The organism is Pseudomonas nitroreducens NBRC 12694 (assembly GCF_002091755.1).
Taxonomy (GTDB): domain Bacteria; phylum Pseudomonadota; class Gammaproteobacteria; order Pseudomonadales; family Pseudomonadaceae; genus Pseudomonas; species Pseudomonas nitroreducens.
Map to the genome: position 1 here is coordinate 1 of NZ_BDAI01000004.1, position 18,848 is coordinate 18,848.

The window sequence follows — 18,848 nt, forward strand, 5'->3', positions numbered from 1 at the left end:
CGCGCAGAAGCAACTGGCCGGCAACGGCTTCAGCAACCTGCTGTTACAGCAGCGCCAGACCCGCTGATTCCAAGGCCCGCACCGACGAGTGGCGCGTGAAATGCGCACTGCTCGTCCGGTGCAGGACTTGAACCCCGCCGACCGAGTCCCCATCTGACTCTGCATTCGGGCACATCGCCCCGCTAGTGTGGAGTAAGACCCTTGACCACCATCGTATCTGTCCGCCGCAATGGCAAAGTCGTCATGGGCGGCGACGGCCAGGTTTCCCTGGGCAACACCGTGATGAAAGGCAACGCGAAGAAAGTCCGCCGCCTGTACCACGGTGAAGTACTGGCCGGCTTCGCCGGCGCCACCGCCGATGCCTTCACCCTCTTCGAACGCTTCGAGCAACAGCTGGAAAAACACCAGGGCCACCTGGTGCGCGCTGCCGTCGAGCTGGCCAAGGACTGGCGTACCGACCGTTCCCTGAGCCGCCTGGAGGCCATGCTGGCGGTGGCCAACAAGGATGCCTCGCTGATCATCACCGGCAACGGCGACGTGGTCGAACCCGAGCATGGCCTGATCGCCATGGGTTCGGGCGGTGGCTTCGCCCAGGCGGCCGCCATGGCGCTGCTGCAGAAAGCCAACGACGAGATGAGCGCCCGCGAAATCGCCGAGACCGCGCTGAACATCGCCGGCTCGATCTGCGTGTTCACCAACCAGAACCTGACCATCGAGGAGCTCGACAGCGCCCTCTGAGGCGTTGTCGCTCCGGAGTAACCCGTCAAATGTCCATGACTCCCCGCGAGATCGTCCACGAACTCAACCGCCACATCATCGGCCAGGACGACGCCAAGCGCGCCGTCGCCATCGCCCTGCGCAACCGCTGGCGGCGCATGCAGCTGCCGACCGAACTGCGCGCCGAGGTGACGCCGAAGAACATCCTGATGATCGGCCCGACCGGCGTCGGCAAGACCGAGATCGCCCGTCGCCTGGCCAAGCTGGCCAACGCGCCTTTCATCAAGGTGGAAGCGACCAAGTTCACCGAGGTCGGCTACGTCGGCCGTGACGTCGAGTCGATCATCCGCGACCTCGCCGATGCCGCGATCAAGATGCTCCGCGAGCAGGAAGTGCAGAAGGTCAAGTACCGCGCCGAAGACGCCGCCGAAGAGCGCATCCTCGACGCCCTGCTGCCGCCGGCGCGTACCGCCGGTTTCGGTGACGAGCCGGCCCGCGAGGACTCCAACACCCGCCAGCTGTTCCGCAAGCGCCTGCGCGAAGGCCAGCTGGACGACAAGGAAATCGACATCGAGGTCGCCGACATTCCTTCGGGCGTGGAAATCATGGCCCCGCCCGGCATGGAGGAGATGACCAACCAGCTGCAGAGCCTGTTCTCCAACATGGGCAAGGGCAAGCGCAAGAGCCGCAAGCTGAAGGTCGCCGAGGCCATGAAGCTGATCCGCGACGAGGAAGCGCAGCGCCTGGTCAATGAAGAAGACCTCAAGGCCCGCGCCCTGGAAGCGGTGGAGCAGAACGGCATCGTCTTCATCGACGAGATCGACAAGATCGCCAAGCGCGGCAATGTCGGCGGCGCCGACGTCTCCCGCGAGGGCGTGCAGCGTGACCTGCTGCCGCTGATCGAGGGTTGCACCGTGAACACCAAGCTGGGCATGGTGAAGACCGACCACATCCTGTTCATCGCCTCGGGCGCCTTCCACCTGTCCAAGCCTAGCGACCTGGTGCCGGAACTGCAGGGCCGCCTGCCGATCCGCGTCGAGCTCAAAGCCCTGAGCCCGAGCGACTTCGAGCGTATCCTCAGCGAGCCGCATGCGTCGCTGACCGAGCAGTACACCGCGCTGCTGAAGACCGAAGGGCTGGACATCGAGTTCGCCGCCGACGGCATCAAACGCCTCGCGGAGATCGCCTTCCAGGTCAACGAGAAGACCGAGAATATCGGTGCCCGGCGCCTGCACACCCTGCTCGAGCGCCTGCTCGAAGAGGTGTCCTTCGACGCCGCCGACCTCGCCAGCGAACACAGCGACAAGGCCATCGTGATCGACGCGGCCTACGTCAACGGCCACCTGGGTGAACTGGCCCAGGACGAGGACCTGTCGCGCTACATCCTGTAAGCGGATCGACGCCACAGCGACGGGGCGCCTCAGGGCGCCCCGTTTATTTTCAGCCGGCGCTACAATGCCGGGATCGTCGCTCAGGAGCCGTCCATGCGCATTCCTTCCGCCATCAAGCTGCACAAGGCCTCGAAGAAGCTTTCGCTGACCTATGGCGACCAATCCTACGATCTGCCCGCCGAGTTCCTGCGCGTGCATTCGCCATCGGCGGAAGTCCAGGGCCACGGCAACCCGGTGCTGCAGGTGGGCAAGCTGAATGTCGGCCTGAGCAACCTGGAGCCGGCCGGTCAGTACGCGCTCAAGCTGACTTTCGACGACGGCCACGACAGCGGACTGTTCACCTGGGACTACCTCTATGAGCTGTGCGTGCGCCACGACGAGATGTGGGCCGACTACCTGGCGCAGCTGGAGAAAGCCGGCAAGTCGCGAGACCCGTCGGAGTCCGTGGTCAAGCTGATGCTCTGAGCCTCCCCGCGCCACTGCTCTTCTGCAGGAAGGGGAACGTCCAGTCCTCGTTCGCGAATAGCGCCGCTGCGGAATCGGTTCGCGAGCAAGCTCACTCCTACAGGTCGTTCGCCCCGTTCCCGCTCCACCCTTCGTACCAACCTTCGTCGGGCAATCGCCCAGGGCACGCCATTTGCAACATTCCTCCGGCAGACTGCTGTTCGCGTGGCCGCTGTCAGGGAGTTGGCGAGATCCCCCCGCTCTAGGGCGCGTTTTCTAACTTTTCCCGACATACTTCCAAGAGAAGGCCCACGCTGCACCAGCTTGCGCGGCGAAGGAAACTCGGGTAACCAAGGCAGTGCAATGTACGGAGTTACAGTGCACAGAGCGTGGTCACCTGAAGTTCCAGTGATGCCGCCAAGTAGATGAATCGCGTGGAGCTGTCTCCACGTTCCGCAACCCCGAGCAGTACCTGGCCTCATGTCACGAAGGTGAGCCCCGCCAGTATGCGTCTCAGGACAATGGAGCGTCGCCGATGACCCAGAAGAACAACAGCGATCTACCCCAGCAAGCCGCGGAAAACACACTTGCCCTGAACCCGGTGATCGGGATTCGCGGCAAGGATCTGCTCACCTCTGCCCGCATGGTGCTGCTGCAAGCGATCAAGCAGCCCTTCCACAGCGCCAAGCACGTGACCCACTTCGGCCTCGAACTGAAGAACGTGCTGCTCGGCAAATCCGAACTGAAGCCGTCGGACGACGACCGCCGTTTCAACGACCCGGCCTGGAGCCAGAACCCGCTCTACCGCCGCTACCTGCAGACCTACCTGGCGTGGCGCAAGGAGCTGCACACCTGGATGGGCGAGAGCGACCTGTCGCCCCAGGACATCAGCCGCGGCCAGTTCGTCATCAACCTGATGACCGAGGCCATGGCACCGACCAACACGCTGTCCAACCCGGCAGCGGTCAAACGCTTCTTCGAGACCGGCGGCAAGAGCCTGCTCGACGGTCTCACCCACCTGGCCAAGGACCTGGTGCACAATGGCGGCATGCCCAGCCAGGTGAACATGGACGCCTTCGAGGTCGGCAAGAACCTGGCCGTGACCGAAGGCGCCGTGGTGTTCCGCAACGACGTGCTGGAGCTGATCCAGTACAAGCCGATCACCGAGAGCGTGCACGAGCGCCCCTTGCTGGTAGTGCCGCCGCAGATCAACAAGTTCTACGTCTTCGACCTGTCGCCGGAGAAGAGCCTGGCGCGCTTCAGCCTGCGCAACCAGATCCAGACCTTCATCGTCAGCTGGCGCAACCCGACCAAGGCGCAGCGCGAGTGGGGCCTGACCACCTACATCGAGGCGCTCAAGGAAGCCATCGACGTGGTCCTGAAGATCACCGGCAGCAAGGACCTGAACATGCTCGGGGCCTGCTCCGGCGGCATCACCACCGTCACCCTGCTGGGCCACTACGCGGCGCTGGGCGAGAACAAGGTGCACGCCTTTACCCAGATGGTCAGTGTGCTCGACTTCGAACTGGACACCCAGGTCGCCCTGTTCGCCGACGAGAAGACCCTGGAAGCCGCCAAGCGCCGCTCGTACCAGTCCGGCGTGCTGGAAGGCAAGGACATGGCCAAGGTGTTCGCCTGGATGCGCCCCAACGACCTGATCTGGAACTACTGGGTCAACAACTACCTGCTGGGCAACGAGCCGCCGGCCTTCGACATCCTGTTCTGGAACAACGACACCACGCGCCTGCCGGCCGCGCTGCACGGCGAGCTGGTGGAGATGTTCAAGACCAACCCGCTGACCCGCCCCGGCGCGCTGGAAGTCTCCGGCACGCCGATCGACCTCAAGCAGGTCACCTGCGATTTCTACTGCGTGGCCGGCCTGTCCGACCACATCACGCCGTGGGAAGCCTGCTACCGCTCCGCCCGCCTGCTGGGCGGCAAGTGCGAGTTCATCCTGTCCAACAGCGGGCACATCCAGAGCATCCTCAACCCGCCGGGCAACCCCAAGGCACGCTTTATGACCGGCCCCGACCTCTCCGTCGACTCCAAGACCTGGCAGGAAAACTCCAGCAAGCACGCCGACTCCTGGTGGCTGCACTGGCAACAATGGCTGGCCGAGCGCGCAGGCAAGCTGAAAAAGGCACCGACCGTCCTGGGCAACAAGGCCCACCCGGCTGGCGAAGCCTCCCCCGGAACCTACGTACACGAACGATGAAAACAGAACTCCTCCCGCAAGCCGGCGCCGTGGACGACGCCAACTCCTCAGAATCGTCGACGGCCGTGGAAGTGGCCGCGCCGACGAGCCGGCGCGCACGCAGCAAACGCAGCGGCGAGGAGATCCTGCCGAGCAAGGCGCCGGCGGCGCAGCCCTTCGAGTTCCGCACCATCGAACTCGACGGGCAGACCATCCGCACCGCCGTGCGCCCGGGCAAGAAGCACATGACGCCGCTGCTGATCTTCAACGGCATCGGCGCCAACCTCGAACTGGTGTTCCCCTTCGTCGCCGCGCTCGACCCGGACCTGGAGGTGATCGCCTTCGACGTTCCCGGCGTCGGCGGCTCGTCCACACCCAGCACGCCGTACCGCTTCCCCGGCCTGGCCAAGCTGGCCGCGCGGATGCTCGATTACCTGGACTACGGCCAGGTGACCGCCATCGGCGTGTCCTGGGGCGGTGCCCTGGCGCAGCAGTTCGCCCATGACTATCCCGAGCGCTGCAAGAAGCTGATCCTCGCCGCCACTGCCGCTGGCGCGGTGATGGTGCCGGGCAAGCCCAAGGTGCTCTGGCGCATGGCCAGCCCGCGGCGCTACATCCAGCCGTCCTACGGTGTGCACATCGCGCCGGACATCTACGGCGGCGCCTTCCGCCGCGATCCCAAGCTGGCCATGGCCTTCGCCAGCAAGGTCCGCTCATCCGGCAAGATGGGCTACTACTGGCAGCTGTTCGCCGGCCTCGGCTGGACCAGCATCCACTGGCTGCACAAGATCCGTCAGCCGACGCTGATCCTCGCCGGCGACGACGACCCGATCATCCCGCTGATCAACATGCGCATGCTGGCCTGGCGCATCCCCAACGCCGAGCTCCACGTGATCGACGACGGCCACCTGTTCCTGGTGACCCGTGCCGAAACCGTGGCGCCGATCATCATGAAGTTCCTCCAGGAGGAACGGCAGCGCGCTGTCATCCACCCCCGGCCATTCACTCCCAAGGCCAGCTGACGGATCACGGCTTCGTCACAGTTCGAGGTCATCCTGCCTTGACCGATCGCTGCGCAGGCACTTTTTTTAAAGAGCCGAACAACAAACAGGCGTGTTCACGGGTATCGACACGTAGCGCCTGAATCGGGACAGCGCTGCGGCCACCCTCACCGGTGTCCGCAGGGCAACCCGGCTGCTGATCCGCTGCCCTGTTTTCGGGCAGTTTCCTCTCGCGTCGATACCCGTGCACATCCCTCGAACCGGCGACAAGCGTCTGGAACGGGCTCCTCGCGAGTCCGGTACAGCCCTTGCTTCGCCTTTGGCAGGTCGGACCCTTTACGGAGTGCTGTTCATGCGAGAGAAAGCTGAGCCTGGTAGCGTCCCCGTTCCCACCCAATACATGAATGCGCAGAGTGCGATAGTCGGCCTGCGCGGCAAGGACATGCTGTCCACCCTGCGCATGCTGGCGCTGCAGGGCGTGCGCCAGCCGATGCATTCGGCGAAGCACCTGGCGGCGTTCGGCAAGCAGGTGGGCAAGGTGCTGATCGGCGACTCGCCGCTGCAACCCAACCCGCAGGACGCGCGCTTCCAGGACCCGTCCTGGCGGCTGAACCCGCTGTACCGGCGTACCGTGCAGGCCTACCTGGCCTGGCAGAAGCAGTTGCTGGCGTGGGTCGACGAGAGCGATCTGAAGCCCGACGACCGCGCCCGCGCTCGGTTCCTGCTGTCGATCCTCTCCGACGCCGCCTCGCCGTCCAACACACTGCTCAACCCCCTGGCGGTGAAAGAGCTGTTCAATACCGGCGGACAGAGCGTCCTCAAGGGCGTGCAGCATCTGCTCGACGACCTGATGCACAACGGCGGCATGCCCAGCCAGGTCAACCGCAGCGCCTTCGAGATCGGCCAGAACCTGGCCACCACGCACGGTGCCGTGGTGTTCCGCAACGAGGTACTGGAGCTGATCCAGTACAAGCCGATGGGCGAACACCTGCATGCCAAGCCGCTGCTGATCGTGCCGCCGCAGATCAACAAGTTCTACATCTTCGACCTGTCGCCGGAGAAGAGCTTCGTCCAGTACGCCCTGAAGAATAACCTGCAGGTATTCATGGTCAGCTGGCGCAACCCCGACGCGCGTCATCGCGAATGGGGGCTGTCGACCTACGTCACGGCGCTGGATGAAGCCATCGAGGCGTGCCGCTCCATCAGCGGCAGCCGCAGCGTCAACCTGATGGGCGCCTGCTCCGGCGGCCTGACCATCGCAGCCCTGCAGGGCCACCTGCAGGCGCGCCGGCAACTGCGCAAGATCGCCAGCGCGACCTACCTGGTCAGCCTGCTGGACAGCCAGGTGGAAACTCCCGCCGCGCTGTTCGCCGACGAGCAGACCCTGGAGAGCAGCAAGCGCCGCTCCTACCAGCACGGCGTTCTCGACGGCCGTGACATGGCCAAGGTGTTCGCCTGGATGCGCCCCAACGACCTGATCTGGAACTACTGGGTCAACAACTACCTGCTGGGCAAGCAGCCGCCGGCCTTCGACATCCTCTACTGGAACAACGACAACACCCGCCTGCCCGCCGCGCTGCACGGCGACTTCCTCGACTTCTTCAAGCACAACCCGCTGGCCCGCCCCGGCGCCATGGAGGTCAACGGCAGCGCCATCGACCTGAAGAAGGTGGCCGTGGACAACTTCCACGTCGCCGGCATCACCGACCACATCACCCCGTGGGACGCGGTGTATCGCTCGGCTCAACTGCTGGGTGGCGACAGCCGTTTCGTGCTGTCCAACAGCGGGCATATCCAGAGCATCCTCAACCCGCCTGGCAACCCCAAGGCCTGCTATTTCGAGAACGGCAAGATCAGCTCCGACCCGCGCGCCTGGTATTACGACACCAAGCGCCAGGAAGGCAGCTGGTGGCCGCTGTGGCTGGAGTGGATCCAGCAGCGCTCGGGCGAGCGACGCCCGGTGAGCTTCGAGCTGGGCAACGCCGAGCATCCACCGAAAGAGGCCGCGCCGGGAACGTACGTGCACGTACGCTGAGCGCGGCAACCCGATACGGGTTGCCCGCCCCACCTCCACAGCTGGCACCGTAAAGGCTCTTGCAGGATGGGGGGACGCAGCGCAAAAAACGCTCCGTGCAGAAGTTTGCCGCGCAGCCATTGGCAGCCACCCTCCCCACGGCTATCGTCGGCTCCACCGCGGCTGGAACAAGAACACGGATGAAAACGCGCGACCGGATTCTCGAATGCGCCCTGCAGCTGTTCAACGAGCAGGGCGAGCCCAACGTTTCAACCCTGGAGATCGCCACCGAACTGGGCATCAGCCCGGGCAATCTCTATTACCACTTCCACGGCAAGGAGCCGCTGGTGCTGGCGTTGTTCGAGCGCTTCCAGGACGAACTCGCGCCACTGCTCGACCCGCCCGAAGACGTGCGGCTAGGCGCCGAAGACTACTGGCTGTTCCTGCACCTGATCGTCGAGCGCCTGGCGCACTACCGCTTCCTATTCCAGGACCTCTCCAACCTCTCCGGAAAGCTGCCCAAACTGGCCCGCGGCATGCGCGCCTGGCTCAACCAGCTCAAGCGCACGCTGGCCACCCTGCTGGCGCAACTCAAGGCGCAGGACGAACTGCTCAGCGATACCGAGGCCCTCGGCCAACTGGTCGAGCAGATCACCCTGACCCTGCTGTTCTCGCTGGATTACCAGCGCATCCTCGGCCACGAGGGCGACGTCCGCCACGTGGTGTTCCAGGTGATGATGCTGGTGGCGCCGCACCTGCGCCCCGACTCGCAGCTGATCGCCGAGCGCCTCGCCAAGCGCTACCTCGCCCCCTGACTTTTCCCCGCAAGCTTTTCCCTTGGGAGAATGAAAACGCCCGGCATTAGGCCGGGCGTGGGTGTTGCAACAGACCGGTCAGGCCTGGGACGACGGCGTTGCCGGAGCGGCAGCGGACGGCGTCACGGCCGGCGCGGCGGCAGGGGCCGACGGTGCCGGGGTGGCGGCCGGAGCGGTTGCCGGCTTCGGAGCAGCCGGCTTGGCGGCGGCCTTGGGTGCAGCGGGTTTCTTCACGGCGGGCTTCTTCGCCGCGGCCGGCTTGGCTGCAGGTTTCGCAGCGGCAGGCTTGGCGGCAGCAGCCGGTTTCGCCGCGGGCTTGGCTGCCGGCTTCGCAGCGGCTTTCGCAGCAGCGGGCTTGGCGGCCGGTTTGGCAGCAGGCTTGGCCGCGGCCTTGGCAGCCGGTTTCGCGGCAGGCTTGGCAGCAGGTTTCGCAGCAGCCTTGGCAGCCGGCTTCGCAGCGGTTTTCGCGGCGGGCTTGGCAGCCGGTTTGGCAGCAGGCTTCGCAGCGGTCTTGGCCGCCGGCTTGGACGCTGCGGTCTTCACAGCGGGTTTCGCGGCTGCTTTCGCTGCGGGTTTGGCGGCGGCCTTGGCGGCCGGTTTGGCGGTCTTGACGCTGACGCCGGTGAGTTTCTCGATCTGCTTGGTGAGGCTGTCGACCTTGCTGTGCAGGTCCTTCACTTCACGGCTGCTCGGTACGCCCAGGCGCGAAATCGCGCTGTTCAGGCGCTTGTCGAAGGCCTCTTCCAGCTCGCCCCACTTGCCGATCGCGGCGCCCTTGACGGCATCGACGCGCGCCTTCGCGGAACGGGTGGAAGTCTTCACCGCACCCTCGACTTCGGTCTTGGCCAGTTTCTCAGCCTTCTCGCCGTCCTTGACCAGGGTCTCGAACACCTTGCTGCCGTCCTTGCTGACCTTCGAGTAGGCCCCCAAGCCAGCCAGCCAGATCTGCCGCGAGTATTTCTCGATCTCGCCGATCCAACTGGACTCTTTTTTATCGGTAGTTTTTTTGCCAGCCATCCTGCTCTCCTTATTGGGTTCTCGCGACACGCTCGAGCACTGCGCTCAGCTCATCCAGCTTAGCAGAGAGCGCCTCCACATCACGCCTGGAGGGAATTCCGATTCGATTGAGGGCGGAGGCGACACGCGCATCGAACGCTTCCTCGATCCTGTCGAAGTTGAGCTTGGCTTTGACGCTGTGCAGGCGACCCTTGACGCTGTCGTTGGCGGCGTCGATCTGGGTGTTCACCAGGTCACGGCCTTTCTTCTCCACGGACTCGCCCGACTTGACCAGTTCCTTGAAGTACTCGCTGCCTTCCTGGCCCACCTTGGCGTAGGTGCCCAGGCCCGCGAGCCAGATCTGCCGCGCGTAGTGCTTGGCATCGGAGTAGAGGGAGGATTCGAGTTCTACGACTTTCTTCTTGCTGACAGCCTTGGCCATGGTGGCACCTCACAGGGTTCTGATTCGATGATGTCGAACAGCTGCCCGCGAAGGCGGGACTGTGGGCCAAGGTATCGGGGAAAATTAGAAAACACATACCAGGCTTTGTAGGAAAGCCGGCACCGCCCGAAAGCGGCCTGGCCCCGCAGGGAGCGGGGCCGCAAGGTATCAGGCCAGCGCCTTGTCCAGCGCGCGCTCGATCTCGCCCTTGAGCAGGCCGCCCATGGCCGAGAGCATCAGGCCCAGCTTCACGTCGACCGCGACCTTGTCCGCGCCCACTTCGATGCGCCCGTCCACGCCACTGCGCTTGAACAGCAGGGTGTCGCCCTGCCACTCGCTGCTCACGCCGTGCTCGCGGCCGAGCTTGTCGGCGAGCTTCTCCGCCTTGGCGCGGGCGGCTTCGAGGCCGAGGGAGTGGGAACGTTCGACGTGGATACGGGACATGCTGGAACTCCGCGAGTGACTGACTATCCAGATGATACGCGCCGCGCCGTATCGCCGCACCCCGGCATCCCTCTTGCGGCGGCGAGCGGGGCGGCGTTTTCTTCGCATCCTGTTAGAATGCCCGCCACTGACTTCCAGGGTAGAAACGCCATGAGCGAACCGCGCAAACCCCAAGCCGGCCAGGACAGCGCCGATCCCACCACGCACTTCGGCTATAAGACCGTGCGCGAGAGCGAGAAGGCCGAGAAGGTCGCCGAGGTGTTCCACTCGGTCGCCGCCAAGTACGACCTGATGAACGACCTGATGTCCGGCGGCGTCCACCGTCTGTGGAAGCGCTTCACCATCGAGCTGTCCGGCGTGCGCGCCGGCAACCGGGTGCTGGACATCGCCGGCGGCACCGGCGACCTGACCCGCCAGTTCTCCCGCCTGGTCGGCCCGACCGGCGAAGTAGTGCTGGCCGACATCAACGCCTCGATGCTCAAGGTCGGCCGCGACAAGCTGCTCGACAGCGGCGTCGCCGGCAACGTCAGCTTCGTTCAGGCCGACGCCGAGAAGCTGCCGTTCCCCGACAATTATTTCGACGCGGTAACCATCGCCTTCGGCCTGCGCAACGTCACCCACAAGGACGAAGCCATCCGCTCCATGCTGCGGGTGCTCAAGCCCGGCGGCCGCCTGCTCGTGCTGGAGTTCTCCAAGCCCACCAGCAGCCTGCTGTCCAAGGCGTACGACGCGTACTCCTTCACCCTGCTGCCGCTGATGGGCAAGCTGGTGACCAACGATGCCGAGAGCTACCGCTACCTGGCCGAATCGATCCGCATGCACCCCGACCAGGAAACGCTGAAGTCGATGATGGTGGAGGCCGGCTTCGACCGCGTCACCTACCACAACATGACCGGCGGCGTGGTCGCCCTGCACCGCGGCATCAAGCCCTGATGACCCTGCTCCTGCAGGCCGCCCTGGCCAGCGCCGAAGCCACCGTCAACCGCGTGCTGCGGCTCGATGGCGTGGCGCTGAAGCGCCTTGGCCGGCTCGCCGGCAAGGTGCTGGAAGTGGACTGCCAGGCGCCCGCGCTCACGCTGTTCATCCTGCCCGACGCCGACGGCCTGCACCTCGCCGCGCACCACGAGGCGCAGGCCGACTGCACCCTCGTCGCGCCGGCCGGCAGCCTGCTGCAACTGGCACTGGCCAAGGACAAGACCCGTGTCCTGCACAGCCCTGAAGTGGCCATGGGCGGCGACAGCGCGATGCTGCTGGAGCTGGCCGATATCCTCCAGAGCCTGGAGCTGGACTGGGAGTATGAAGTCTCCCGCTGGCTCGGCCCGGTGCCCGCGCACCTGCTCGGCGCGCGCCTGCGCGGCGGCATGGCCTGGGCCGGCGACAGCCTGGAAAGCCTGCGCCTGAGCCTCGCCGACTACCTCGCCGAGGAGAGCCGCAGCCTGGTCGGCCAGCACGAAGCCGAAGCACGCTTCGCCGAGCTGGACCAGTTGAAGATGTCCCTCGACCGCCTCGACGCGCGGATCACCCGCCTGACCCAGAAGATCAAACCCGACGCATGAAGCTGCTCGCCTTCCGCCGCCTGCTGCGCATCCAGCGCGTAGCCATCCGCTACCGCCTGGACGACATGGTCCTCGAACTGCCCTTCCTGCCGTGGTGGCTGCGCCTGCTGGGCGGTTTGCTGCCCTGGCGCTGGCTGCCGCGCAAACCGCTGGAGCTCAGCCGGGGCGCGCGCATCCGGCTGGCGCTGGAAGACCTCGGGCCGATCTTCATCAAGTTCGGCCAGATACTCTCTACCCGCCGCGACCTGTTGCCCGACGACATCGCCCTGGAGCTGGCCTTCCTCCAGGACAAGGTGCCGCCCTTCCCGCCGGAACAGGCAGTGGCACTCATCGAACAGCAGCTCGGCGCGAAGATCGAGCAGGTGTTCTCCCGCTTCGAGCGCGAACCGCTGGCCTCCGCCTCGGTGGCGCAGGTGCACACCGCGCAGCTGAAGAGCGGCGAGGACGTGGTGGTGAAGGTCATCCGCCCGAACCTCGAGCCGGTAATTCGCTCCGACATCGCCTGGCTGCACATCCTCGCCCGCACCGCCGAGCGCATCTCCGCCGACGCCCGCCGCCTGCACCCGGCCGAAGTGGTCAGCGACTACGAGAAGACCATCTACGACGAGTTGGACCTGCTGCGTGAAGCGGCCAACTCCTCGCAGCTGCGGCGCAACTTCGAAGGTTCGCCGCTGCTCTACGTGCCCCAGGTCTACTGGGACTGGTGCCGCCCCAAGGTGCTGGTGATGGAGCGCATCTACGGCATTCCGGTGACCGACCTGGAAACCCTGCGCGACCAGCGCACCGACTTCAAGGCGCTGGCAGAGCGCGGTGTGGAGATCTTCTTCACCCAGGTGTTCCGCGACAGCTTCTTCCACGCCGACATGCACCCCGGCAACATCTTCGTCAGCACCCGCACGCCCTGGAGCCCGCAGTACATTGCGGTGGACTGCGGTATCGTCGGCAGCCTCACCGACGAGGATCAGGACTACCTGGCGCGCAACCTGATCGCCTTCTTCAAGCGCGACTACCGCAAGGTCGCCCAGTTGCACATCGACTCGGGCTGGGTGCCGGCGGAAACCAAAGTCAACGATTTCGAGGCGGCGATCCGCACCGTGTGCGAGCCGATCTTCGAGAAGCCGCTCAAGGACATCTCCTTCGGCCAGGTGCTGCTGCGCCTGTTCCAGACCGCACGGCGCTTCAACATGGAAGTGCAGCCGCAGCTGGTACTGCTGCAGAAGACCCTGCTGAACATCGAAGGCCTGGGCCGCCAGCTCTACCCGGAGCTGGACCTGTGGACCACCGCGCAGCCCTACCTGGAACGCTGGATGCGCGAGCGCATGAGCCCCGGCACCCTGCTGCGCAACGCCCAGCAACATATCGAGCAGTTGCCGCACCTGGCGCAGATGACCCGCGAGACGCTGGAGCGGCTGTCCCACGATCCCGACCCGGACAAGCGCCTGGTCGTCGAAACCCGCGGCCCCGGCGCGGCCGCCTGGCCGGCGCGGCTGATCGGCGCGGTGCTGGTCGCCGGCGCCGCCGAAACCGGCCTCGCCACCCACAGCCTCGCCGCCTGGCCAGCCTGGGCGATGCTGGCCGGCGGTCTGTATCTGATTCTGCGCCGATAGCCAGTCGCCCCACTGACTGGCACACTTAAGCGTTGTATACAGTGGCTCCGGGCACAGAGCGTGCCCGCTGTACGGAACCCGAGATGAAAGACTGGCTGGACGAAATCAAGTGGAATGCCGATGGACTGGTGCCGGCGATCGCCCAGGACCATCGCACCGGCCGCGTGCTGATGATGGCCTGGATGAACCGTGAGGCCCTGGCCCTCACCGCCGCCGAGAACCGCGCCATCTACTGGTCGCGCTCGCGCGGCAAGCTCTGGCGCAAGGGCGAGGACTCCGGGCACGTGCAGAAACTGCACGAGCTGCGCCTGGACTGCGACGCCGACGTGGTGATCCTGATGGTCGAGCAACTGGGCGGCATCGCCTGCCACACCGGCCGCGAGAGCTGCTTCTACCGGGTGTTCGAGAACGGCGCCTGGCAGACCGTCGACCCGGTCCTCAAGGACCCGGATGCCATCTACTCCCACGTAGGTACAGGAAAACCCCATGAGCACTGATACCCTCGCCCGTCTGGCGGAAGTCCTCGAAGCGCGCAAGAATGCCGCACCGGACAGCTCCTACGTGGCCAGCCTGTATCACAAGGGCCTGAACAAGATCCTGGAGAAGGTGGGCGAAGAGTCGGTGGAAACCATTCTCGCCGCCAAGGACGCCGCCACCAGCGGTGACTGCACGGACCTGATCTACGAAACGGCCGACCTCTGGTTCCACTCCCTGGTGATGCTCGCCGCCCTTGGCCAGCACCCGCAGGCAGTACTGGACGAGCTGGACCGCCGCTTCGGTCTTTCCGGGCATGACGAAAAAGCCTCGCGCCAACCGTCGGCCTGATACGAACAATTCGAGGAGAACAAGATGGGCATCTTTGACTGGAAACACTGGGTCGTCATCCTGATCGTCGTGGTCCTGGTCTTCGGCACCAAGCGCCTGAAGAACCTCGGCTCGGACGTCGGCGAAGCCATCAAGGGCTTCAAGAAGGCGATGAACACCGAGGAAGACGAGAAGAAAGACCCGAACGCCGCTGCCGGCACTCCGCCGCTGAACCAGCCGCACACCATCGACGCCCAGGCGCACAAGGTCGAAGAGCCGGCGCGCAAGGACTGATTCATGTTCGGTATCAGCTTCAGCGAACTGCTGCTGGTCGGGCTCGTCGCCCTGCTGGTGCTCGGCCCCGACCGCCTGCCGGGCACCGCGCGCACGGCAGGCCTTTGGATCGGCCGGCTCAAGCGCAGCTTCAACGCCATCAAGACGGAAGTGGAGCGCGAGCTGGGCGCGGATGAAATCCGTCGCCAGCTGCACAACGAGCACATCCTGCAGATGGAACAGGAAGCCAAGAAGCTGATGGCGCCGCTGACCGACCTGCAGGACCAGGCCCGGGAAGCCTTCAATCCGCAACAGCCGGCCCAGCCCGAAGGCCAGGACGCGCCCGCTGAACCGCCCGCGGCGCCGACCATCGCGCCCAATAGCCGGCTGAACAGCCTGCCGGGCGCGGGTATTGTCCCGCCTGCCGCTACGCAGCCGGCGCCTGCTGCGCCGCAGGCAACGCAAGCCGACCAGCCGAGCCAACCGACTGCCGCAAGCCAGCCGCCCGCTTCTTCCGAGACGCCGCGTACCCCATGAGCGCCGAAAAACCCGACCAGCCCGAACACGACCAGGAAATGCCCCTGGTCTCGCACCTGACCGAACTGCGTACGCGCCTGTTGCGCTGCGTGGTGGCGATCTTCGTGATCTTCATCGGCCTGCTGTACTTCTCGCAGAAGATCTATGCGCTGGCCTCCGAGCCGCTGCGGCGCTTCCTGCCCGAAGGCGCGACCATGATCGCCATCGACCCGGCGTCGGCCTTCCTCGCACCGCTGAAGCTGACCATGATCGTCGCCGTACTGATCGCCATGCCGGTGATCCTAGGCCAGGTCTGGGGCTTCATCGCGCCCGGCCTGTACAAGCACGAGAAGCGCGTCGCCTTGCCGCTGCTGGCCTCCAGCATCGTGCTGTTCTACGCCGGCATGGCCTTCGCCTACTTCCTGGTGTTCCCGTTGATGTTCCACTTCTTCCTCGGCCAGGCCCCGGAAGGCGTGACGCCGATGACCGACATCAACAGCTACCTGGATTTCCTCACCCTGCTCTTCGCCTTCGGCGTGGCCTTCGAGATTCCTGTCGCCACCGTGCTGCTGGTGTGGATCGGCGTAGTCGACGTGGCCTACCTGAAGAAGATCCGCCCCTACGTGATCATCGGCTGTTTCGTCGTCGGCATGATCCTCACTCCGCCGGACCCGCTATCGCAAACCCTGCTGGCGGTGCCGATGTGGATGCTGTTCGAGGCCGGCGTGCTGTTCAGCCACCTGATCCGCAAGCGCGGACCGGAAACCGAGGAAGACGAATCCAAGGGCGACCAGCCGCCGGCTACCCGCCAGTGAATCTGCTGCTGCTCGACGATGCCGACTTCGTCGCGGCGGATCGCGTGATCCTGCGCGACCGCCGCCTGACCCACCTGCAGGAAGTCCACCGCGCCGAAAGCGGCGACCGCCTGCGCGTCGGCCGCCTCGGTGGCCTGATGGGCGAAGGTCGCCTGCTGCGCCTGGAAGCCAACGAAGCGGAGTTGCAGGTCAGCTTCGATCAGGCTCCGCCGTCCAAACTGCCGCTCACCCTGCTGCTCGCCCTGCCCCGCCCGAAGATGCTCCGCCGTGTGCTGCAGACCGTCGCCGCCATGGGTGTGCCGCGCCTGGTGCTGCTCAACAGCTACCGGGTGGAAAAGAGCTTCTGGCAGACGCCCTTCCTCGAACCCGAAGCAGTGCGCGAGCAACTGATCCTCGGCCTCGAACAGGCACGCGACACCGTGCTGCCCGAAGTGATCATCGAGAAGCGCTTCAAGCCCTTCGTCGAGGATCGCCTGCCCGCCCTCGCTGCCGGCAGCCTCGGCCTGATCGGCCACCCGGGCCCGTGGCCGGAATGCCCGCGGGCGCTGAGCGAACCGGTGACCCTGGCCATCGGCCCGGAAGGCGGCTGGATTCCCTATGAGGTGGAGAAGCTGCGCGAGGCCGGTTTGAACCCCGTGCAACTGGGCGAGCGCATCCTGCGCGTCGAGACTGCCGTGACCGCACTTCTGGCACGCCTGTTCTAACTTGAAATGGCTACAGGCCAGTAACCACGCGGCCTCCAGCGTGAACCACCAGTCAGAAAAGTAACTCGAAACACTTCAGTTCCAGGCAATCGAGCCGATATCTGGGCTACCGGTCGTCCCCCACTCTGCGCATTTCCCGCTCAGCCATGCGTACCGGCCTCGTACAACCCCTGGAGCGCCGCCTTCATGTTTCGCTGGTTCAACAACCTCAGTGTCAAACTCAAACTGGCATCGGGCTTCGGCCTGGTGCTGCTGCTCACCCTGCTGATCGCCCTCACTGGCTGGATCAACTTGAGCAATGTGATCAACCGCGGCGACAAACTCGGCGAGATTTCCGAGCTGGTGGCCATCGCCAAGGACCTGCGCATCGCCCGTCTGAAATTCCAGTCCACTCGTGCCCCGGAAGACGCCAAGGCGGTGCTCGATACGCTGGACAAGCTGGACCAGCGCCATCGTTCGCTGAGCGATAAGTTCACCGAGGCCGAGGACCGTCGCGTCATCGACCAGCAGCATGAACTGAGCATGGAGTACCGCAAGCTCTACGCCCAACTGCTGAAGTCGTTCGAGGAGCGCGACGCCGCCAAGCAGGTGCTGGTCAGATCCGCTGGTGCCGTCAGCGAAGGCCTGCAGAAGGCCGAGCAGAAGCTGGTCACTGGCGGCAGCGCCGAGAGCCTGCAGCACCTGCAAGACCTCGCCGGCATTGGCCGCGCCGTCATGCAGGCGCGCCTGCAGGTCATGGCCTACACCAGTACCGACGCGCAGAACCTGGAGCAGCCGGCCTTCTCCGGGCTGCAGAAGCTGATCGACGGCGTGAAGAGCGACATGAGCACTTCGCCGGCCGAGCTGAACGACGAGTTCCGCGCCACCCTCGATGCGCTGGAGACTTACCGCAACGCGCTGACCAACTACCGCAACGAAGTCAACGACAGCCAGGCTGCCCGTGACCGCATGCGCGACAGTGGCCAGCAGATCGAGAAGCTGAGCAACGAGCTGACCACCACCCAGACCGCCAAACGCGACGCCGGCGTTGCCACCGCCAAGACTCTGCTGGGCCTGGCCACGCTGGTCGCCCTGGTGCTGGGCAGCATCGCCGCCTGGATCATCACCGGGCAGATCGTCAATCCGCTGCGCGACGTGCTGGGCCACGCCGAGCGCATCGCCGACGGCGACCTCTCCCGCGATATCCCCACCAACCGCCACGACGAGCTGGGGCAGTTGCAGAAGAGCATGCAGCGCATGAACCTGTCCCTGCGCGAGCTGATCGGCCGCATCCACGATGGCGTGACGCAGATCGCCAGCGCCGCCGAGGAGCTGTCCGCGGTGACCGAGCAGACCAGCGCCGGGGTGAACAACCAGAAGACCGAGACCGACCAGGTCGCCACCGCCATGAACGAAATGGCCGCCACCGTGCAGGAGGTCGCGCGCAACGCCGAGGAGGCTTCCGAAGCGGCCGCCACCGCCGACCGTGAAGCCCGCGAAGGCGAAGGCGCTGTCAAGGAAGCGGTGGGCCAGATGGACCGCCTGGCCAACGAAGTCGACCGCACCAACGATTCGGTTCTCAAGGTCAAGCGCGAAAGCGAGAAGATCGGCAGCGTGCTGGATGTGATCAAGGCCGTGGCCGAGCAGACCAACCTGCTGGCGCTCAACGCCGCCATCGAAGCCGCCCGTGCTGGCGACGCCGGGCGTGGTTTCGCCGTGGTGGCCGACGAGGTGCGCGGCCTGGCGCAGCGTACCCAATCCTCCACCGAGGAGATCGAAGAGTTGATCGCCGGCCTGCAGAGCGGCACCCAACAGGCCGTGCAGATGATGGAGACCAGCCGCGACCTGACCGTCAGCACCGTCGACCTGACCCGCCGCGCCGGCGAGCGCCTGGGCGCCATCACCCGCACCGTGTCGACCATCCAGTCGATGAACCAGCAGATCGCCGCCGCTTCCGAGCAACAGAGTGCGGTGGCCGAGGAGATCAACCGCAGCGTGATGAACGTGCGCGACATCTCCGAGCAGACCGCCGCCGCCAGCGAGGAAACCGCCGCCTCCAGCGTCGAGCTGGCGCGCCTGGGCAACGAGCTGCAAGTGCTGGTCAGCCGCTTCCGCGTCTGATCCGGCCCGCCACGA

At 65.5% G+C, this 18,848-nt stretch carries 20 protein-coding genes and 1 pseudogene; 18 read left to right on the top strand and 3 right to left on the bottom strand.

The annotated features are described in order from the left end of the window. The first annotated feature begins 201 nt into the window (after positions 1 to 201). The 7 genes from hslV to PNI01S_RS12295 all read left to right on the top strand — a co-directional run bounded on the left by hslV (position 202) and on the right by PNI01S_RS12295 (position 8,576). The gene (hslV, locus tag PNI01S_RS12265; RefSeq protein WP_037013407.1) at positions 202 to 738 is read left to right on the top strand and encodes an ATP-dependent protease subunit HslV; all 537 of its coding nucleotides are present in this window, start codon (positions 202 to 204) and stop codon (positions 736 to 738) included. Positions 739 to 767: 29 nt separating this feature from the next. Continuing rightward, entirely contained in the window at positions 768 to 2,108 is a 1,341-nt protein-coding gene (hslU, locus tag PNI01S_RS12270) for an ATP-dependent protease ATPase subunit HslU (protein ID WP_084358347.1), read from the top strand. A gap of 93 nt (positions 2,109 to 2,201) precedes the next feature. Continuing rightward, the gene (locus tag PNI01S_RS12275) at positions 2,202 to 2,573 is read left to right on the top strand and encodes a gamma-butyrobetaine hydroxylase family protein (RefSeq protein ID WP_024766503.1); all 372 of its coding nucleotides are present in this window, start codon (positions 2,202 to 2,204) and stop codon (positions 2,571 to 2,573) included. Positions 2,574 to 3,087: 514 nt separating this feature from the next. Beyond that, complete coding sequence (gene phaC / locus PNI01S_RS12280; protein WP_084358348.1) at positions 3,088 to 4,767, top strand: class II poly(R)-hydroxyalkanoic acid synthase; 1,680 nt, start codon at positions 3,088 to 3,090, stop codon at positions 4,765 to 4,767. Next, positions 4,764 to 5,768: a poly(3-hydroxyalkanoate) depolymerase gene (gene phaZ / locus PNI01S_RS12285; RefSeq protein ID WP_256576622.1), complete on the top strand. Its 1,005-nt coding sequence runs from the start codon at positions 4,764 to 4,766 to the stop codon at positions 5,766 to 5,768. The genes phaC (PNI01S_RS12280) and phaZ overlap by 4 nt, the downstream gene beginning before the upstream one ends. 331 nt (positions 5,769 to 6,099) lie before the next feature. Next, positions 6,100 to 7,782 (top strand): class II poly(R)-hydroxyalkanoic acid synthase, encoded by a 1,683-nt coding sequence (gene phaC / locus PNI01S_RS12290; protein WP_084358349.1) that lies wholly within the window; start codon positions 6,100 to 6,102, stop codon positions 7,780 to 7,782. A gap of 179 nt (positions 7,783 to 7,961) precedes the next feature. Next, positions 7,962 to 8,576, top strand: coding sequence for a TetR/AcrR family transcriptional regulator (locus PNI01S_RS12295; protein ID WP_024766499.1), 615 nt, complete (start codon positions 7,962 to 7,964; stop codon positions 8,574 to 8,576). A gap of 78 nt (positions 8,577 to 8,654) precedes the next feature. Here PNI01S_RS12295 and PNI01S_RS12300 read toward each other — a convergent pair whose 3' ends face one another. From PNI01S_RS12300 to PNI01S_RS12310, 3 genes are all read right to left on the bottom strand, one after another. Further along, positions 8,655 to 9,593 carry a phasin family protein gene (locus PNI01S_RS12300; protein ID WP_038803501.1) on the bottom strand — a complete coding sequence of 313 codons (939 nt, stop codon included), beginning with the start codon at positions 9,591 to 9,593 and terminating at the stop codon, positions 8,655 to 8,657. Between the two features lie 10 nt (positions 9,594 to 9,603). Beyond that, positions 9,604 to 10,014 carry a phasin family protein gene (locus tag PNI01S_RS12305; protein WP_024767450.1) on the bottom strand — a complete coding sequence of 137 codons (411 nt, stop codon included), beginning with the start codon at positions 10,012 to 10,014 and terminating at the stop codon, positions 9,604 to 9,606. A gap of 168 nt (positions 10,015 to 10,182) precedes the next feature. Continuing rightward, positions 10,183 to 10,458 carry a polyhydroxyalkanoic acid system family protein gene (locus tag PNI01S_RS12310; protein ID WP_024767449.1) on the bottom strand — a complete coding sequence of 92 codons (276 nt, stop codon included), beginning with the start codon at positions 10,456 to 10,458 and terminating at the stop codon, positions 10,183 to 10,185. A gap of 150 nt (positions 10,459 to 10,608) precedes the next feature. Between PNI01S_RS12310 and ubiE the strand changes: the two genes are divergently transcribed. From ubiE to PNI01S_RS28825, 11 genes and pseudogenes are all read left to right on the top strand, one after another. Then, positions 10,609 to 11,391 (top strand): bifunctional demethylmenaquinone methyltransferase/2-methoxy-6-polyprenyl-1,4-benzoquinol methylase UbiE, encoded by a 783-nt coding sequence (gene ubiE, locus PNI01S_RS12315; RefSeq protein WP_037008118.1) that lies wholly within the window; start codon positions 10,609 to 10,611, stop codon positions 11,389 to 11,391. Continuing rightward, positions 11,388 to 12,014: a ubiquinone biosynthesis accessory factor UbiJ gene (locus tag PNI01S_RS12320; RefSeq protein ID WP_256576649.1), complete on the top strand. Its 627-nt coding sequence runs from the start codon at positions 11,388 to 11,390 to the stop codon at positions 12,012 to 12,014. The genes ubiE and PNI01S_RS12320 overlap by 4 nt, the downstream gene beginning before the upstream one ends. Then, entirely contained in the window at positions 12,011 to 13,621 is a 1,611-nt protein-coding gene (gene ubiB, locus PNI01S_RS12325) for a ubiquinone biosynthesis regulatory protein kinase UbiB (protein WP_038803500.1), read from the top strand. The genes PNI01S_RS12320 and ubiB overlap by 4 nt, the downstream gene beginning before the upstream one ends. A gap of 83 nt (positions 13,622 to 13,704) precedes the next feature. After that, a complete protein-coding gene (gene hisI / locus PNI01S_RS12330; protein ID WP_024766215.1) occupies positions 13,705 to 14,118 on the top strand; it encodes a phosphoribosyl-AMP cyclohydrolase in 414 nt (137 codons plus the stop codon). After that, positions 14,108 to 14,446 carry a phosphoribosyl-ATP diphosphatase gene (locus PNI01S_RS12335; protein WP_024766216.1) on the top strand — a complete coding sequence of 113 codons (339 nt, stop codon included), beginning with the start codon at positions 14,108 to 14,110 and terminating at the stop codon, positions 14,444 to 14,446. Before hisI ends, PNI01S_RS12335 begins: the two co-directional genes overlap by 11 nt. A 24-nt stretch (positions 14,447 to 14,470) precedes the next feature. Next, positions 14,471 to 14,719, top strand: a complete 249-nt coding sequence (locus PNI01S_RS12340) for a twin-arginine translocase TatA/TatE family subunit (RefSeq protein ID WP_024766217.1) — start codon at positions 14,471 to 14,473, stop codon at positions 14,717 to 14,719. Between the two features lie 3 nt (positions 14,720 to 14,722). Beyond that, positions 14,723 to 15,235, top strand: coding sequence for a Sec-independent protein translocase protein TatB (gene tatB / locus PNI01S_RS12345; RefSeq protein ID WP_084358351.1), 513 nt, complete (start codon positions 14,723 to 14,725; stop codon positions 15,233 to 15,235). Next, positions 15,232 to 16,029, top strand: a complete 798-nt coding sequence (tatC, locus tag PNI01S_RS12350; protein WP_084358352.1) for a twin-arginine translocase subunit TatC — start codon at positions 15,232 to 15,234, stop codon at positions 16,027 to 16,029. The genes tatB and tatC overlap by 4 nt, the downstream gene beginning before the upstream one ends. Next, positions 16,026 to 16,733 (top strand): 16S rRNA (uracil(1498)-N(3))-methyltransferase, encoded by a 708-nt coding sequence (locus PNI01S_RS12355; RefSeq protein WP_024766220.1) that lies wholly within the window; start codon positions 16,026 to 16,028, stop codon positions 16,731 to 16,733. The genes tatC and PNI01S_RS12355 overlap by 4 nt, the downstream gene beginning before the upstream one ends. A gap of 186 nt (positions 16,734 to 16,919) precedes the next feature. Continuing rightward, positions 16,920 to 17,912, top strand: a pseudogene (locus PNI01S_RS28820) (methyl-accepting chemotaxis protein); the annotation flags it as partial. A 216-nt stretch (positions 17,913 to 18,128) separates the two neighbouring features. Continuing rightward, a complete protein-coding gene (locus PNI01S_RS28825; RefSeq protein WP_420902800.1) occupies positions 18,129 to 18,833 on the top strand; it encodes a methyl-accepting chemotaxis protein in 705 nt (234 codons plus the stop codon). The last annotated feature ends 15 nt before the right edge of the window (positions 18,834 to 18,848 follow it).

Coding starts and splice junctions, on each gene's coding strand:
- PNI01S_RS12295 (WP_024766499.1), top strand. CDS start 7,962: ATGAAAACGCGCGACCGGATTCTCGAATGCGCCCTGCAGCTGTTCAAC.
- PNI01S_RS12275 (WP_024766503.1), top strand. CDS start 2,202: ATGCGCATTCCTTCCGCCATCAAGCTGCACAAGGCCTCGAAGAAGCTT.
- PNI01S_RS12300 (WP_038803501.1), bottom strand. CDS start 9,593: ATGGCTGGCAAAAAAACTACCGATAAAAAAGAGTCCAGTTGGATCGGC.
- phaC (WP_084358349.1), top strand. CDS start 6,100: ATGCGAGAGAAAGCTGAGCCTGGTAGCGTCCCCGTTCCCACCCAATAC.
- PNI01S_RS12310 (WP_024767449.1), bottom strand. CDS start 10,458: ATGTCCCGTATCCACGTCGAACGTTCCCACTCCCTCGGCCTCGAAGCC.
- hslU (WP_084358347.1), top strand. CDS start 768: ATGTCCATGACTCCCCGCGAGATCGTCCACGAACTCAACCGCCACATC.
- PNI01S_RS28825 (WP_420902800.1), top strand. CDS start 18,129: ATGGCCGCCACCGTGCAGGAGGTCGCGCGCAACGCCGAGGAGGCTTCC.
- PNI01S_RS12305 (WP_024767450.1), bottom strand. CDS start 10,014: ATGGCCAAGGCTGTCAGCAAGAAGAAAGTCGTAGAACTCGAATCCTCC.
- ubiB (WP_038803500.1), top strand. CDS start 12,011: ATGAAGCTGCTCGCCTTCCGCCGCCTGCTGCGCATCCAGCGCGTAGCC.
- hisI (WP_024766215.1), top strand. CDS start 13,705: ATGAAAGACTGGCTGGACGAAATCAAGTGGAATGCCGATGGACTGGTG.
- phaZ (WP_256576622.1), top strand. CDS start 4,764: ATGAAAACAGAACTCCTCCCGCAAGCCGGCGCCGTGGACGACGCCAAC.
- PNI01S_RS12340 (WP_024766217.1), top strand. CDS start 14,471: ATGGGCATCTTTGACTGGAAACACTGGGTCGTCATCCTGATCGTCGTG.
- phaC (WP_084358348.1), top strand. CDS start 3,088: ATGACCCAGAAGAACAACAGCGATCTACCCCAGCAAGCCGCGGAAAAC.
- ubiE (WP_037008118.1), top strand. CDS start 10,609: ATGAGCGAACCGCGCAAACCCCAAGCCGGCCAGGACAGCGCCGATCCC.
- tatB (WP_084358351.1), top strand. CDS start 14,723: ATGTTCGGTATCAGCTTCAGCGAACTGCTGCTGGTCGGGCTCGTCGCC.
- PNI01S_RS12335 (WP_024766216.1), top strand. CDS start 14,108: ATGAGCACTGATACCCTCGCCCGTCTGGCGGAAGTCCTCGAAGCGCGC.
- tatC (WP_084358352.1), top strand. CDS start 15,232: ATGAGCGCCGAAAAACCCGACCAGCCCGAACACGACCAGGAAATGCCC.